Source organism: Mucilaginibacter lacusdianchii (assembly GCF_009770985.1).
Lineage (GTDB): Bacteria > Bacteroidota > Bacteroidia > Sphingobacteriales > Sphingobacteriaceae > Mucilaginibacter > Mucilaginibacter lacusdianchii.
In genome coordinates this window covers 469875-486634 of sequence record NZ_WSRW01000002.1, presented here as the reverse complement: position 1 = coordinate 486634, position 16760 = coordinate 469875, and the positions used below count along the sequence as shown (strand labels likewise).

14 protein-coding genes are annotated in these 16760 nt (G+C 42.0%); 8 read left to right on the top strand and 6 right to left on the bottom strand.

The features are described 5' to 3' along the window. Positions 1–16 precede the first annotated feature (16 nt). A complete protein-coding gene (locus GPM24_RS09280) occupies positions 17–1267 on the bottom strand; it encodes a DUF2130 domain-containing protein (RefSeq protein WP_158826484.1) in 1251 nt (416 codons plus the stop codon). 340 nt (positions 1268–1607) lie between these two features. Here GPM24_RS09280 and GPM24_RS09275 point away from each other — a divergent pair, with 340 nt between their 5' ends. The 3 genes from GPM24_RS09275 (at position 1608) to GPM24_RS09265 (ending at position 3687) form a co-directional block, all read left to right on the top strand. Then, entirely contained in the window at positions 1608–1859 is a 252-nt protein-coding gene (locus GPM24_RS09275; RefSeq protein WP_158826483.1) for a hypothetical protein, read from the top strand. A 166-nt stretch (positions 1860–2025) separates the two neighbouring features. Continuing rightward, positions 2026–2805, top strand: a complete 780-nt coding sequence (locus GPM24_RS09270; protein WP_158826482.1) for a carboxypeptidase-like regulatory domain-containing protein — start codon at positions 2026–2028, stop codon at positions 2803–2805. A gap of 84 nt (positions 2806–2889) precedes the next feature. Then, entirely contained in the window at positions 2890–3687 is a 798-nt protein-coding gene (locus tag GPM24_RS09265; protein ID WP_158826481.1) for a TIGR00266 family protein, read from the top strand. A gap of 70 nt (positions 3688–3757) precedes the next feature. Here the strand turns inward: GPM24_RS09265 and GPM24_RS09260 are convergent, their stop codons facing one another. Then, complete coding sequence (locus tag GPM24_RS09260) at positions 3758–4261, bottom strand: hypothetical protein (protein WP_158826480.1); 504 nt, start codon at positions 4259–4261, stop codon at positions 3758–3760. Next, the gene (locus GPM24_RS09255) at positions 4254–4727 is read right to left on the bottom strand and encodes an RNA polymerase sigma factor (RefSeq protein WP_158826479.1); all 474 of its coding nucleotides are present in this window, start codon (positions 4725–4727) and stop codon (positions 4254–4256) included. The genes GPM24_RS09260 and GPM24_RS09255 overlap by 8 nt, the downstream gene beginning before the upstream one ends. A gap of 251 nt (positions 4728–4978) precedes the next feature. On the opposite strand from GPM24_RS09255, the gene GPM24_RS09250 reads away from it, so the two are divergent. After that, on the top strand, positions 4979–6847 hold the full coding sequence (locus GPM24_RS09250; RefSeq protein ID WP_158826478.1) for an SPFH domain-containing protein: 1869 nt from the start codon (positions 4979–4981) through the stop codon (positions 6845–6847). A 574-nt stretch (positions 6848–7421) separates the two neighbouring features. On the opposite strand, the gene GPM24_RS09245 is transcribed toward GPM24_RS09250, so the two are convergent. Further along, positions 7422–9494, bottom strand: a complete 2073-nt coding sequence (locus GPM24_RS09245; protein ID WP_233268770.1) for a M13 family metallopeptidase — start codon at positions 9492–9494, stop codon at positions 7422–7424. A gap of 274 nt (positions 9495–9768) precedes the next feature. On the opposite strand from GPM24_RS09245, the gene GPM24_RS09240 reads away from it, so the two are divergent. Both GPM24_RS09240 and GPM24_RS09235 read left to right on the top strand, forming a co-directional pair. Then, on the top strand, positions 9769–12387 hold the full coding sequence (locus GPM24_RS09240) for a valine--tRNA ligase (protein ID WP_158826477.1): 2619 nt from the start codon (positions 9769–9771) through the stop codon (positions 12385–12387). A 101-nt stretch (positions 12388–12488) separates the two neighbouring features. Next, complete coding sequence (locus GPM24_RS09235) at positions 12489–14312, top strand: ATP-binding protein (protein WP_158826476.1); 1824 nt, start codon at positions 12489–12491, stop codon at positions 14310–14312. On the opposite strand, the gene GPM24_RS09230 is transcribed toward GPM24_RS09235, so the two are convergent. Further along, on the bottom strand, positions 14313–14771 hold the full coding sequence (locus GPM24_RS09230; protein ID WP_158826475.1) for a type I restriction enzyme HsdR N-terminal domain-containing protein: 459 nt from the start codon (positions 14769–14771) through the stop codon (positions 14313–14315). It abuts the gene before it with no gap. Between the two features lie 67 nt (positions 14772–14838). Between GPM24_RS09230 and holA the strand changes: the two genes are divergently transcribed. Then, a complete protein-coding gene (gene holA, locus GPM24_RS09225) occupies positions 14839–15855 on the top strand; it encodes a DNA polymerase III subunit delta (RefSeq protein ID WP_158826474.1) in 1017 nt (338 codons plus the stop codon). A 27-nt stretch (positions 15856–15882) separates the two neighbouring features. On the opposite strand, the gene GPM24_RS09220 is transcribed toward holA, so the two are convergent. Next, positions 15883–16077: a hypothetical protein gene (locus GPM24_RS09220; RefSeq protein ID WP_158826473.1), complete on the bottom strand. Its 195-nt coding sequence runs from the start codon at positions 16075–16077 to the stop codon at positions 15883–15885. 217 nt (positions 16078–16294) lie between these two features. Between GPM24_RS09220 and GPM24_RS09215 the strand changes: the two genes are divergently transcribed. Beyond that, complete coding sequence (locus GPM24_RS09215; protein WP_158826472.1) at positions 16295–16699, top strand: EVE domain-containing protein; 405 nt, start codon at positions 16295–16297, stop codon at positions 16697–16699. Positions 16700–16760 lie beyond the last annotated feature (61 nt).

Sequence of the window (16760 nt, the reverse complement as noted above, 5' to 3'; positions counted from 1 at the left end):
TCAAAACCGTGCGGGATTAGCCCAGCATCAGCATGTCTTCATCATCGGTTAAGCTAAGTTGTATGTTTTCGCTGCCAGCTATGCCTTCAATAGATCCTTTAATGTGAGCAGCACTAATCAGTGCTTTTTCCAATTGCTTTTCGCGCATTTTCCAAAGTTTTTCCATGGCATCGCGCTCGCGCTGAATAGACAGGCGCATGCTCATAAAACCTTCGCGCAGGGCTTTCCATTGCTCGCCAAATTCATTGCTCATCAGGTAGTCATACAGCAGGTGCATTTTATCGCCTTTATTTTCCTGTGCTCGCATAATGGCCGATGTTTTTATGATGCAATCGCGCAATACATAGGATACCGCTTTGACTTCCTCAAATGAGCAAATCCAAACGCCGTCTTTTTCGCCAAAGCAATCCATGCCTTTAGGGTAGCACTGTGTTACAATAACAGCGGTGTCGGCCCCAATATGGCGCATATCTTTTTTTAATTTTTCTACCCAGTCGCCGCCAAACTCTTTAGTTCGTTTGCTTTCGTAAATAATGCGGCCGCACTCTTGACCATATTGGTTGCGGATGGTTTGTATGCAATCTGCCCCACGAATACCTTTACCTACTTCACCTATTACATCAAATGGGAAATAGCTGCGCAGCATTTCTTCCAAAATCAGTTCCTGCACCTCGCCCTGTAACTGCATGGAGCCCTGCTCGGCCTTGCGTTTCATTTCGTCGGCCAGCTTTTTCTGGTCTTCCAGCTGCTTTTCAAGTTCTTTAACTTTAAGCTGGTATTCTGTATCACGTACGTTAAACTTTTCGTGTTCTTGCTTGCGTATCTGCTCGGCCAACTCTACACGCTGTTCTTGCAATTTGCGCTGGGTAATTAGTTCCAGTTCTTCCTCGCGTGATTTTAGCTGCTGCTCTTTTTGCATAAACTCCAGCTCTTTTTCGCGCGATTGGCGTAGCTTTTCTTTCGATTCCTCAACCGTGTTTTGCAACAGTTGCATTTTGGTTTCGTAATCAGAAGCTATGGATTGACGGAGGGTTTGCTCCATGGCTAATTGCAACTGCCGTTTTTCTTCTGTAAGGCGCTGTTCAAATTGCTGCTGCTGTTTGCGTTGCAAGGCGCTAAACTCTTCTTCTTTTTTGCGGGCTTCTTCTTCCTTTTGCAGCTTAAATTGCTGCATTTGCAAACGTAACTGCTTCTTATATTCCTCAGTCATCACTTCTTCAATCGGGAAGGGATGATTACAACTCGGACACTTTACCTCTGTAGCCATATTTTTCGTGCTGGTGAATTATCTTAACTAGTATAAAACAATCGCCTTAAAGGTAAATGTATTTTGTTAAAAATATTAGCAAAGGTTTTGCACATCATCCGGTAGGTTATCCACATTGAAAATGATTAACTGTAAATGCATGAAGATTGCTTAAGCAAATAGCCGCTGTTTGAAAGTGCTTTTAATAGTCCAGTTGAACTAATGGATACTAATATTGTTACCATCACCTTATTAATAGCAAGGTACTATAATTGAATAGTGAATTAACTAAAAAGAAATTTATATAAACCAATATTTGTAGCGGCTGTTATTTTGTATACACATCAAAAAACATTGAACTATGATTATTACAGTAAAAGAACCAGCAACACATACCGATATTGAATTGGATGCTCAACCCGAAGATTATAATGGCGAACAAGGCTGGCGTATATTATCGCCCGAAAAAGATTCGTTTGTGATGGTAGAAAAGGATGGCCAGTGGAATGTAATGGACGATGCCGATATCAATCCCGAATTTTTGGATGCTATTGGCAAAGCTTTGCATCCTGTTGCCCGCTATAACCATCTGAGCGGATCAGAAGGCGTATAGCGTTATGGGCTAATTTATAAGCACACAAAGCGAGTTCAGTTAAAGCTACTGAACTCGCTTTGGCTTTTCATATATGTTAAGAATTGTTAAACGGTAAAATGTAAACGGTATTAACCCTAAATTAGCTAATAAAATCTGACGGTTGTATCAACTTAACTTACAGGCCATGAAATTGGTTATTACCTTATCCTTTATATTCTGCATTTTTAAACTCAACGCCCAATCCTTAAATGGCCGTGTAATTGACCGTAGTACGCGTTTGCCTGTTGCAAATGCGCGGATAAGCACCACTTATCAAAACGCTACAACTAACAATACAGGCATCTTCCGGTTAAATACAGCCCATGTTGGTGATACTGTCTTAGTTGAAGCTACCGGGTATGTTTCATTCCACTCTATTATCAATAAATCGTCTGGCGATACGCTTAAAATTTATTTAAGCAAAGCATCTGTATTGTTAAAGCCGGTCACTGTTTTTGGAAAGCATGATGCAGGGCTGGATTCCTTACGTTTGCGCCAGGAATACGCTTCCACGTTCATTAATAAAAACAGGGTTCTAAAAGATGCGTTTATTACCCGCTCGCCCAATCTGTATAAACCTTACGATAATTTAACAGCACCCAACAATACAACAGCCATATTAAGTGTTAATGCGCTACAGTTAGTAAACAATATTTTTTCGAAGAAGAAGGGGGAGACATCGAAGCTGCAAAAGGTGTTACTGAAAGAAGAGGAAAATGACTTTGTAAACCGTACGTTTAACCGCCAATTGGTTACCCAGGCTACCGGATTAAAAGGCGATTCGCTACAATCGTTTATTAACAGGTACAGACCAACAGCTACACAGTTAAAAAGTATGACTTCGTACGACTTAATTGTGTACGTAAAAAATAACTATCAAACATTTAAACAGCCAGCTAAAGCTGAAACAGCTAACCCCCAATAGCAGCATACGTTATTTTGTATTGTAACATTAGGTAAAAACAGTAGTTTAATAGTAAATTTCTAACACCTAAAACGAACAACACATATGATTAGAAACCATGAAATTGACTACCGCATTTTTGGTGAAGAAATGCAATATGTAGAAGTTGAGCTTGATCCAAATGAAACAGCTGTAGCCGAATCGGGCGCATTTATGATGATGGACGACGGCATACAAATGCAAACCATATTTGGCGACGGTAGCCATCAGCAAAACGGAGGCTTAGTGGGTAAATTATTTAGTGCGGGAAAACGGTTGCTTACCGGCGAAAGCTTGTTTATGACAGCATTTACCAATGTTGGGCATGGCAAAAAGCGTGTCAGCTTTGCCTCGCCTTATCCCGGTAAAATTATTCCATTAAACTTGTACCAATTAGGTGGCACCGTAATTTGCCAGAAGGATGCGTTTTTATGCGCAGCAAAAGGTGTGGGTATCAATATAGAGTTTCAGCGCCGCTTAGGTACCGGTTTGTTTGGTGGCGAAGGTTTTATAATGGAACGTTTAGAGGGTGATGGTATGGCCTTTATGCATGCCGGTGGCCATGTGTTTGAGCGAGAACTGCAGCCCGGCGAAATGATAAAAATTGATACCGGTTGTTTGGTGGGTTATACCGCCAGCGTAACGTTCGATATTGAATTCATTGGCGGTATTCGTAACAAGCTGTTTGGCGGCGAGGGTATATTTTTTGCTACCCTGCGCGGACCGGGAAAAGTGTGGATTCAAACCCTGCCGGTGAGCCGTTTGGCTAGTCGCATTTTAACCTATGCCTCACCAGGCGGCCGCAAAGAAGAAGGGAGTATCCTTGGCGGTTTAGGTAACTTGCTAGACGGTGACGGGTATTAACAAATAAAGATGAGTCCGAAGTATCAGGCTGTAAGCTTGAACGACTTGATACTTTGGACTCATAATTAAATTATCTCTTTTTTAATTCTCTTACTTCTTGCTTCAGCTCTTGAATACTTTGCTGCGCCTGCCTGTTTTCTAAATAAAAATAAATAGCACAGGCCAAAAATATCTTACCTAAAATAAACACTGCAGCAAACACCCACTTCCATGCCTTATGGATGCGCATGTGGGTAGATTCGGCTTCAACCTCGATATAATTAGGCCCTTTAGGATCGCTTTCATTTCGGCGATACTGTTGTTCCCGGTTAAGTTTTAGTGCCGTTTCATTCGGGGTAACTGTTAGCTCGTTAAACTCGGCTTCAATACGGTTCCATAACCCCGATGGTGGTGCTATGGCCATATGTTGAGCCAATTTCTCCATATCAACTTCCAAATCAGCCAACGCCGTTTTTACCTCAGGGTAATTGTTTTTCATATACAGCACTTCCTTCTCTTCTGCTTCAGAAGCTGTTCCGGTAACATAGGTTTCTAATATACCGCTTTCAATAAAGTCCTGTATGGGTTTATCCATTTCTGATAATGCTAAAAGCTTGTCTCAATATTAATCTTATGTCTTCTTCAGATTTGCCTAATTCCTGCGCCAGCGAAGCAATGGGTTGCTGATTGTAGTACACACCACAAAAAACAAAACGTTGTTCCATGTTCATAGAATCCAGATAACGATCAGTATCCGAACCGTCCATTTTTACAAAATCTCTGGAACTGCATGAACGCAAAGTGGTTGCAAAGTTGCTTAGTTTTTGCTTAGCCAGTAGTTGTAAACGGAGCCATGTGCTTTCGTTTGTTAAGGTTAAGCTGTCCAACTGACGGGGTACTTCTTTAAATACCTCTATCAAGTATTCCTCAGCCAGCTTTTTATCCTTTACTACCCGTGTTATGTAGCCTAATAACATATTGCCATAACGGTCGTAAAGGGCACGCGTTGCTACCACGTCGCCGCTTGTTAATGATTTACGATTCTCAACTTTTAACTCCACGCAGGAAAATATTGACGATTACTTAATACAAAGATAACTATTTGCAGAAAATGAATAAGCATTTTAATAATAGACCGTAAGATTAATTGCTTGTTTGATAACGTATTAAAAAAATTATTACATTTCCTGTAACAAAGCCTTTGCTGTCATATCTAAATATCGCTTATATGACCGAGGTACTACAATAATGTCATAAGCAACGTTCAGAGCCCGAACCTTAAGGGCCCCTTATAAAACAATCCAACAAAATAATGGCTGATTTAATTTTTAAACTGTGGTGGGTACTGCCCGTTATGGCAGCACTCGTAATGTACAAATCTGTACTTCGTGTATTTTTCGGTATGGTTATCGTGCCTGATGACCGTATTGGTTTGGTAATTAAAAAGTTTACCCTGTACGGCGACAAGCGCCTGCCCGACGGGCGTATAATTGCCACTAAAGGCGAGGCTGGTATGCAGGCCAAGCCTTTAGCACCAGGCCTGTATTGGCGCATGTGGCCATGGCAGTATAGTATTATTATGGAACCTTTTACCATCATTGAGCAAGATAAGCTTGGGCTTGTGAAGGCTAAAGATGGTGCTCCCTTTGATACCGGCAGGGTATTGGGTAAACCGGTGGAATGTGACAAGTTTCAGGATGCGGCGCGGTTTCTGGAAACTAACGGACAAAAAGGTCCGCAGGCTGCTTTCTTAACTCCTGGTAACTATCGTATCAACACTTTTTTATTTGAAATTCAGAAAGTGCCTATTACCCAAATTCACGAAAATAAAGTGGGTATAGTAACTACTTTAGATGGCGAACCTTTAGATAAAGGCGAAATTGCCGGCGGCTCGGTAGCCGGTCACCGTAATTATCAGGATCCGATGGCATTTATTCACGCTGGCGGCAAAAAGGGTTTGCAGGAAGATGTGATACTGGCCGGTACCTATTACCTAAACCCCTGGTTTGTAATTGTAGAACAGGTAGATATGATGCACATACCCGTTGGCTATGTAGGTGTAGTTAACTCTTTTGTAGGTCCCGAAGGTACCGACACCAGCGGTGATGCCTTTAAACATGGTAACATCGTGCAAAAGCCGCAAAAAGGTGTATGGTCTGAGCCGCTTGATCCGGGTAAGCACCCCGTAAATATTTATACCCATGGCGTTGAAGTGGTACCTACTACCAACATTGTACTTAACTGGGCCAATAGCCGTAGTGAGGCGCACGAGTTGGACAAGAACCTAAGCACTATCAGCGTTCGTTCGTCCGACGGTTTTACGTTTAACTTGGATGTGGCACAGATTATCCACGTACCCCGCAATGAGGCGCCTAAGGTAATTGCACGTTTTGGTAAGATGAAAAACCTGGTATCACAGGTGTTGGAACCTACCATTGCCAACTACTTCCGTAACGCAGCACAAAAAAGTGATGTAATTGGTTTCCTGACCAATCGCTCGCAACGGCAGGATGATGCCAAGGGTCACATCAGTCAGGTACTGGCCGATTATAACGTGGTAGGGGTAGATACCCTGATTGGCGACATTGTGCCGCCCGAGGCTCTGATGAAAACCATGACCGACCGTAAACTGGCCGAAGAGGAACGCCATACCTACGAAATTCAACGTAGCGCCCAATTGGAACGTAAAGAGTTTGAAAGTGCTAAAGCAGGTGCCGATATGCAGCCGGAAGTAGTAAAATCAACACGTCAGGTTGAAATCAACACGCAAATGTCGGCCGCTAAGGTGGCTGCTGCCAAGGGTGATGCTGAATCTAGAACGATTAATGCCAAGGCTGATGCGGAGAACCGCACCATTAATGCCCGTGCTGATGCAGAAGCTAAAACCATCATTGCAAAAGCGGATGCTGAAGCAACTGAAGTAAAAGGTACTGCCGAAGCCGGTAAAATTAAAGCTATCGGTTTGGCAGAAGCCGAGGTAACCAAGCAAAAAACAGAGGCCATGGGTACCGAGCAATATGCGATTGTTCGTGTAGCCGAAGCCTTAGCCAGCAACGGCGTAAAATTAGTGCCCGAAATTTTAGTAAGCGGTAAAGACGGCGGTAACGGCGGCATGATTGACGCCCTGATAGGCAGCGAAATGTTTAAAAAGTTACAGAAGGAGAATAGTGTTAGTGAGTAGTTTTTATAGATAATTTATTTTATAAAGCGCATCTTTTCGGATGCGCTTTTTTTGTGCTGCTATGTTGAGGTTGTGCTTGGAGCTTAACGTTTTTCAGTGGTCATTTACTTACTTCGTCTGCTCATTGCCGCAGTGGCTAGATACTTTTGTCATAGCCACAAAAGTATCCAAAAGGCCTAGCTCTCGCGATCCCCTGTCTACCCTCTTACCCAACGCTGGCCCGGGCACGATAGCGGGCCTTTGCGCTTTTTTTTGTTTCCCTTTTCCTATCCTTATTCTACAAAAGCACTGGCAGAACAACTTAGGCAAAAAAGAATCGGCATTCAGCTTCTTTCGGTAGCTACTACTGTAAGTAAACGCACTGTCTTAAGTAGAAAGAAGGTGTGGCCGAGAGGTTTCTTTTTGGTTACTTTTTCTTTTCCGGTAAAAGAAAAAGTAACATCCACAGGCTGTGGTTTAATCACATCCCCATCCTAACAGGGCACAAACGAAGTCAAAAAACAAACAAAAGCTAACAACTAACAAGAAGAGCCCGGCTAATTAGCCGGGCTCTTCAAAAAGTAAACCTCAATTATTACCAGATTCTAATCCGGTCTTCAGGTTTCAAATACATTTTATCACCAGGTTTAACGTCGAATGCTTTATACCAAGCATCTACGTTCACTACCGGACCATTAGTACGGAAACGACCAGGTGAGTGTGGATCGGTTTTAATTTGCTGGGCAGTAGCCTCAGGGCGTTGTAAGCCTCTCCAGATTTGTGCGAATGACAAGAAGAAACGCTGATCTGGGGTAAAGCCGTCAATTTTGGTGTTAGACTGACCTTGTTTGGTTTTTTTGAACGCAGTATAAGCTACGTTGATACCGCCTAAGTCGGCTAAGTTTTCACCTAAAGTTAAACGACCATTTACGTGCATGGTGTCTACTGCAACAAAGCCGCTGTATTCGTTAGCCAGTTGGGTAGCACGCACTTTAAATTTATCAGCATCTTCAGCTTTCCACCAGTCGCGCAGGGTACCATCGGCATCATACTGACGACCTTGGTCATCAAAACCATGAGTCATTTCGTGACCGATAACGGTACCGATACCACCATAATTTACGGCATCATCAGCAGCAAAATCATAGAATGGGAACTGTAAAATACCAGCAGGGAATACAATCTCGTTGTTTACCGGGTTGTAATAAGCGTTAACGGTAGGAGGTGTCATGCCCCATTCGGTTTTGTCAACCGGTTTGCCCAGCCTGTTAATCATCTCATTATAGCTCCAGTTAGATACGCGGCGTAAGTTGCCAAAGTAATCGTTACGAGCAATATCCAGGCCGTTGTAGGTTTCCCATTTTGTGGTATAACCAATTTTAACAGTAAAGGCGTTCAGCTTTTTCAAAGCACGGGCTTTGGTTTCGGCAGTCATCCAATCCAGGTTTTGGATACGCTCGCCTAAGGCAGTTCTTAAGTTAGCTACTAAGCCTTCCATGTAAGTTTTGGCAGCAGGCTTAAAGTATTGCTCAACATAAAGCTGACCCAATAATTCGCCCAAAGCACCATCCACTAACTGTGCGCTGCGCTCGGTACGTGGTGTTTGTACTTGCTGACCGCTTAGTACGCTGCTGTATTTAAATTGCGCTTTTACAAACGGAGAGCTTAATGAACCGGCAGAACCTTTCAGAATGTTCCATTTGAGGTAAGTTTTCCAATCTTCAACCGGAGTAGAGGCTAACAAAGCATCCGCTGACTTGTAGAAATCAGGCTGACCAACTAGTACGGTATCTTGTCCGTTTACTTTCAGCTTAGGTAAAATTTGCGCCCAGTTTAAGTGCGGGGTGGTTTTGCTGAAATCCGATACCGCAAACTTGTTATAAGTTTTGTTAGGATCGCGCATAGCCACACGGCTCATCTGTGCTTGTGCCAGTTTACTTTCAATACCAAAAATGGTATTGGCATTTTTTGCAGCCACATCCGCCGAAGTACCGGTTAAAGTAAATAAGTCGGTAACGTATTGCTTATATGCAGTTTGGATGCGCTGTGTGCGGGCATCGTTATTTAGGTAGTAATCGCGATCGGGTAAGCTAGTACCACCTTGGCCAAAGCCAACCACGTATTTGCTTACATTTTTAGGATCTTGACGAACACCAAAGCTAAACAGCGGGCTGCCAATAGCGTTTGAGCGCTCGTAAACCATTTCGTTTACTACGCCGTCCAAGCTGTTAATGGCATCAATACGTTGTAAATCAGCTTTTATAGGGTTGTAACCCAAACGCTCAATGGTTACCGTATCTATAGCGCTGGCATACAAATCACCTACACGTTGTTGTAAGCTACCTTTAGGTTGCGATGCCGAGGTTTTGCTAACGTTTTCTACAATGCCTAAAATTTGGCGTTTGTTGTTATCACGCAGCATCAAAAAGCTACCCCAGCTGGTTTCTTTTGCCGGAATGGTGTTGTTTTTTAACCAACCACCATTGGCGTACTCAAAAAAGTCGTCGCCGGGTTTTACAGAAGGATCCATGTTGGCCGGATCAATAAATTTTTTGACTGGCGCTGGTTTGGCTTTGCCAGGTTTGCCGCCATCAATAGCCCAAGAAGTGTTTGCCGAAAGGCATAACACGGCTGCTGCAAGCATCCAATTTCCTAAATTCGATTTCATTTAACAGTTTAAAATAAAAGCTTAAATTAAGGAATTATTAAGGGAATGAACAAATTGTAAAAGGTTTTTTACAGGTTAAAGAATTTAACTAGAAGTGAGTTGGATGGTATTGATTTAGAGCATATGAACAGGCAGTCAAATTACGAGCAGTTTTGTGTGTACAAATTAAAATAGGTTTATGCTTTATTTACTCCTAAAAGTGTTCAAACATATAATTTATAATCCCTTTACTCAAGCCCTTAACTATTAAAGCAAAACATTATTTTTGTGAGCTATGAGTATTTCAAAAACCTACCAGTTTAACGAAGTTGAAGATAAATGGTACAGCTACTGGCTGGAACACAAGTTTTTTAAATCAGTTCCCGACGAACGCGAACCATACACTATAGTCATTCCGCCGCCCAATGTAACCGGTGTGTTGCATATGGGCCATATGCTTAATAATACCATTCAGGATGTACTGATACGCCGTGCGCGTATGCAAGGCAAAAATGCCTGCTGGGTACCCGGTACCGATCATGCCAGCATAGCCACTGAAGCCAAAGTGGTAAACATGCTTAAAGAACGCGGCATCGCCAAAAAAGATCTTACCCGCGATGAGTTTTTAAACTACGCCTGGGAGTGGAAAGAAAAATATGGCGGCATTATCCTGGATCAACTTAAAAAGCTGGGCGCTTCATGCGATTGGGATCGTACCCGTTTCACTATGGATCCTGACTTGTCAGCAGCGGTAATAGATACCTTCATCCATCTGTACAAAAAAGGGTGGATTTACCGTGGCGTACGCATGGTAAACTGGGACCCTAAAGGTTTAACTGCTGTGTCTGACGAGGAAGTAATTCGCAAAGAGGTTAACCAGAAACTTTACTATATCAAATATCAGTTTGCTGAAGGTAATGGTTACTTAACTATTGCCACCACTCGCCCTGAAACCATCATGGCCGATAGTGCGGTGTGCGTTAACCCGAATGATGAGCGTTATACACACCTGCATGGCAAAAAAGTATTCGTGCCATTAATAAACCGCGAAATTCCGGTGATACTGGACGAGTATGTAACGATGGATTTTGGTACCGGCTGTTTGAAAGTAACCCCGGCGCACGATTTAAATGACTATGAACTGGGCCAGAAACATCATTTGCCGGTAATCGATATTCTGAACGATGATGGCTCGCTGAACGAAAGCGCACAGATACTAATTGGTGAGGACCGCTTTGCCGCTCGTAAAAAAATTGCCGTAATGCTGGAGGAAGCCGGCGCGTTAGAGAAGATAGAAGAATATAAATCGCAGGTAGGCTTTTCGGAGCGTACAGATGCGGTAATTGAGCCAAAACTGTCTATGCAATGGTTCTGCAAAATGCAGGAGATGGCTCAGCCTGCGCTGGATTATGTATTAAACGGCGAGGTTAAACTCATCCCAGACAAGTTCATTAATACTTACCGTCATTGGATGGAAAACGTGCGCGACTGGAATATCAGTCGCCAGTTATGGTGGGGCCAGCAAATTCCAGCCTGGTACAACGATAAAGGCCAGTGGGTGGTAGCTAAAACGCAAGCCGAGGCGGAAGCAGAATTTGCAGCACAAGGCTTAGAATCTGCCGGCATTTACCAGGATCCCGACGTAGTAGATACATGGTTTTCGTCATGGTTGTGGCCAATTTCGGTTTTTGATGGTTTTAAAGATCCGGATAACGCCGATATCAACTATTACTATCCGACCAACGATTTGGTAACGGCTCCAGAGATTCTTTTCTTTTGGGTAGCGCGTATGATAATGGCAGGGCATGAGTTTAAGGGTGAGGCGCCATTCCGCAATGTGTATCTTACGGGTATTGTGCGCGATAAACTGGGCCGCAAAATGTCTAAGTCATTGGGCAACTCACCCGATCCGCTTGGCCTAATTGAAAAGTTTGGTGCCGATGGCGTTCGTGTAGGAATGCTGATGTGTTCACCGGCTGGCAACGACCTGATGTTCGACGAAAGCTATTGTGAACAGGGACGTAATTTTGCCAACAAAATATGGAATGCATTTAGGTTGGTTAAAGGATGGGAAGTAGATGATAGTTTAGTATATGCCAACAGCCCATCTGTTAATTGGTTCAAAAACCGCTTTAACCAAGCACTGGCCGAGATAGAAGACAACTTTAAACAATACCGCTTGTCTGACGCCATCATGGCCGTTTATAAACTGGTTTGGGATGATTTTTGCGCCTGGTACCTGGAAATGGTTAAGCCTGCTTACCAACAACCTGTTGATAAGCAAACATACGATTATACCATCGGCTTTTTTGAAGATTTATTAAAACTGTTGCACCCCTTTATGCCGTTTATTACCGAAGAGTTATGGCATGATGATTTGTTTGGCGAGCGTACGTCGCAAGATTGTTGTATTGTGGCTCAATTGCCAACAAGTGAGCAAATAGATGCCCGTTTGTTACAAGAGTTTGAAGGGATAAAACATTTGATTACCGAAATACGTAATACGCGCAATAGCAAGCAAATTTCACCTAAAGAAGCTTTATCATTATCTGTAAAAATTAATAACGGAACCGATTACAGTGCGTTTTTACCAGTAATAACCAAATTGGGCAATATCAGCGAATTTAATACAGTAACTGATAAAATAGCCGGTGCAGCCAGCTTTATTGTATCAGGAAACGAGTTTTTTATTCCTTTAGAAGGCAATATAGATGCCGAAGCTGAGCGTGAGCGATTACAGAAAGAGAAAGATTACTTGGAAGGATTCCTGAAATCAGTAAATGCTAAGCTAAGCAACGAGCGTTTTGTAAATAATGCTAAGCCCGAAATTATAGACAACGAGCGCAAGAAAAAAGCTGATGCTGAAGCAAAAATTAAGATTCTGGAAGATAACCTAGCTCTTCTGGCAAATTAATTGTAATAGATAAAGAACTTTGATGACCAAACATCAGCTTAGCATTATGGTAAGCTGATGTTTTATATACATACAGATACTGATTATTACAACATCTTACCATGAGTAAAGAAGCAGGTTTTTTTAACCTCTCCATAAATAAAATTATTACAGATGAACACTCCCAAATGGATGTTGCCCGGGTACGTTTACTGTATTATGGCTTGTGGTTGGTGTTTGGTACCGTATCTATTGTATTTATCAATTTATACTTTCAGCATAAAGCTGTATTGACAAGCGTTGGCGGTGCTGTGCTGTTAAGTATTGCTATACTTTTTAAGTATCTTACCTGGAAGCCCGATTGGAAATTTGTATCACATGCTTTGCTGGTAATAGGAAGCCTTATTAACCTCATTGATGTTTTTATCATATTTCAGCGGGTAGATGTTGTCACGGTACAACTTGTTCTGATTATTGTGATATTCAGCTATTATATGCTGGGTCCTAAATGGGGGATGTTGTATTCGCTCATGAACCTGGTACCTGTTGTTATATTTATGATATATGCTTATAATAACATATATATCATTGATTTTAAACCACAACGGTTAGACCAACCTACCATTATCATCAGCGTATTGGGTAATTTTATTTTGTTGGTGTTTATTCATAACCATTTTTACCAGGCTTTTATAACCAACATCAGGCAGCTTAAGAAAAACAGCCACGAGCAAAAAAGGCTGAACACCGTATTAGAGTCGGCCATTGATAAAGCCGAAAAATCATCACAGGCCAAATCAGAGTTTTTGTCGACCATGTCGCACGAAATTCGTACGCCGTTAAATGCTGTAATCGGCATGACCAATCTGTTGATGATGGGCAATCCTAGAAATGACCAAAAAGAAAACTTAGAAATCTTGAAGTTTTCGGCAAACAACTTGCTGGCCATTGTAAACGACGTGCTGGATTTCAACAAAATTGAATCGGGCAAAATAGTATTCGAAAACATCAGGTTTAACCTTACCGAACTGATGGGTAATATATGCGGCGGACAAATTATTAAGGCTAATGAAAAGGGCCTAAACTTTGTGCTGGATGTTGACCCCCGTTTAAATCAAAGAATCATTATTGGTGACCCTACCCGCATAACGCAAATTATCTTCAATTTAGTTAGCAATGCCATTAAATTCACCCAGCAAGGGCAAATTCAGGTAATTGTTGAACTGGTTGAAGACCGCCATGACCGCGCAACCATCAGCTTTGCTGTAAGAGATACCGGTATTGGCATTGAACGCGAAAACCTGGATGCAATATTTGAGCCTTTTACGCAAGAATCTATCACCACCACACGCCAATACGGAGGCACCGGGTTAGGTTTGGCTATAGTTAAACGTTTGCTGGAATTGAAAGGCGTGCAAATGCAGGTATCGAGCAAGCCTGGAGAGGGGTCAGCTTTTACATTTAATATGGAGTTCCCGGTTTCAACAGAAAAACCGGTAGAAAAGCCTAAAACAACAGTTCCAACCCAAGAGCAGGTAGCCGATCAAAATAATTTAAGCCATCTGAATGTGCTGGTTGCCGAGGATAACTCGGTAAATACTATGTTGATGAAAAAGCTTTTTTCTAAATGGCATTTAAAATCATCATTTGCCGAAAACGGCGAACGTGCTATCGAACAGGTTCAATATGGCAATTTTGATATTATCCTGATGGATTTGCAGATGCCGGTAATGAACGGCTTTGATGCCGCTATGGAAATTCGTAAGCTTGAAGATCCTAAAAAAGCTAATACGCCTATCATTGCTTTAACAGCGTCTGCTTTGATTGATATCCGCGAAAAGGTGTTTAGTTCGGGTATGAACGATTATGTGTCCAAGCCATTTAAGCCTGATGAATTGAAAGAAAAGATACTGAACCTGGTTGGTGATGATACATTAATAAAATAATTATAACCTGCTATATACAGGCAGTTCCTCTATAAACTGATAGTTGCTTTTCTCGAAATTTATAAAGCAGTAATAATGTTGCAGTCCGTTAGTTACGGCTAATACAGGTACGCGGTGCGTAATGTTGTAACGGGCAATCTGGTCAAATACTTTTTGGGTAATTTCAACACCCGGCGCTTTACACTCTACCATCAAAATCTTGTTGCCATCGGTATTGAACACCACAATGTCCGACCGGCGTGCAATACCGTTTTGCCTTAATCCGCCTTCCAGTTTAATTAACGCTTTAGGGTAGCCTTTTACTTGCACCAGGTATTGTACAAAATGCTGGCGTACCCATTCTTCAGGTGTCAACAGTAAGTTTTTTTTTCGGATATCATCAAAAATATAAAGCTGACCGTTTTGGTCAGTCAGCTTGAAAGGGTAGGGCGGCAAATGGAGCGGTTGCAGCAAATTCATCGCGCTAAATTCATCATTATCCCTGCTAAATCCTAATCGCTTATTTTGTAAATTGCACACCTGTAAAATGACTGCGAACGAGATACTGAAAGAACTGAAAAGCCGCAAATTTAAACCCTTGTACCTTCTGCATGGCGAAGAACCTTATTTTATTGACGAGGTAAGCAATTACATAGAAGACAAGGTGCTTAACGACGCAGAAAAAGGCTTTAATCAAACTTTATTATACGGTAAGGATACTGATATTATGACCGTAATAAACGCGGCACGGCGCTTTCCTATGATGGCCGAGTATCAAGTAATCATCGTCAAAGAAGCGCAGGACATGAAATGGGGCAAGGAAGATGCCGATAAAAAAGGCCTCAACCCGGTGTTAAGTTACTTCGAAAACCCGTTGGCAAGCACAATTCTCGTGTTTTGTTACAAGTATTGTAAGTTTGACAAGAGGAAAAAGGCGTATAAAGCCATTGACAAAAACGGTATTGTAATGGAGTCGGCAGCTTTGTATGATAACAAAATACCTGCCTGGGTTGAAAGTCATGTTACCGGCAAAAGCTACCGTATAAGTCCGCAGGCCTCGGCTATGCTGGCAGAGTATCTGGGTAACGATTTGTCTAAAATTGCCAATGAGTTAAGCAAGCTGATGCTTAACGTTCCCGCCGGTCAGGAAATTACTTTGAAAGATGTTCAGGAAAACATTGGTATCAGTAAAGAGTATAATGTTTTCGAGCTGCAATCGGCACTGATTCGTAAAGATGTATTAAAGGCCAACCAAATCGTAAACTACTTTGAGGCTAATCCCAAAGCTAACCCAATAGTGCTGGTTTTAGGTAACCTGAATAATTTTTTTAGCAAGGCCCTTTTATATCATTATACCAAAGACAAGGCTAATGCTGCCCGCGAGTTGGGCGTTAGTCCGTATTTTATCAAAGATTACGAACAAGCTGCCCGCAGCTTCGACTATTACAAAACCATGCAAATTATATCGCTATTGCGCGAATATGATTTGAAAAGCAAAGGTGTTGATTCCAATGCCTCGCACGGCGAATTATTAAAAGAACTAGTGTTTAAAATAATTCACTAACAGGCATAAGCTGCAGGCAATTAAAGTTTACTCACCAGTGTTGGGCTGGTAATCTTCATCAAACTCCAAGTCGTCTTCACTGTACGTGTTTACTACACCGCTGCCATCCAAAGCAACCTCAACAGGGTCGCCGTCTTTCATCTGGTCTAAGTTAACTGTTCCGCGTTCGTCTGTTTGGCTGATTACCACGCGATCGCCATATTCAAATAATCCGTTTCTCATGTGAGTTTTACTTTTTAGATGTAGTAATTAACACTCGGTCGATGTAATAGTTTACTATTATTAATTGGTCAAATGGGTTATGTTGACACCATGAATATTTTATGAATGTATGTTTAGAGACGGTCATATAACACATTCGTTTTAATTTCTCGGTACAAATTTTCACCTTTACGGCGCTTTTAGCGAATATTAATTAAAGTTTTAAGCGTTATTTTATATGCAATACTGGCTCGTCAAATCAGAACCATTTAAATACAGTTGGGAAAAATTCAACCAAGACGGACGCACCTTTTGGGATGGCGTGCGCAATTATCAGGCCCGCAATAACCTGAAAGGGATGAAAGAGGGTGACCTGGTGCTTTTTTATCACAGCAATGAAGGGAAAGCAGTAGTTGGCATAGCCAAAGTAGTGAAGGAGTTTTACCAAGATCCCACTACTGATGATACAAACTGGGTTGTGGTTGATTTGTCGCCTGTTGAAACATTAAAAAAGCCGGTTACTTTAGAGCAAATCAAATCTGACGAACGGTTGAAAGACATTAGCTTGGTGCGTCAGGGCCGTCTATCGGTAATGGGGTTGAAGGCAGAGGAGTTTGATCGCATTGTGGAGTTAGGAAGCTAAAGGGTTAAAACTCTTTTTTAAAACCTTATTGACAAGGCGCAGGTTGACTGTTATATTATAA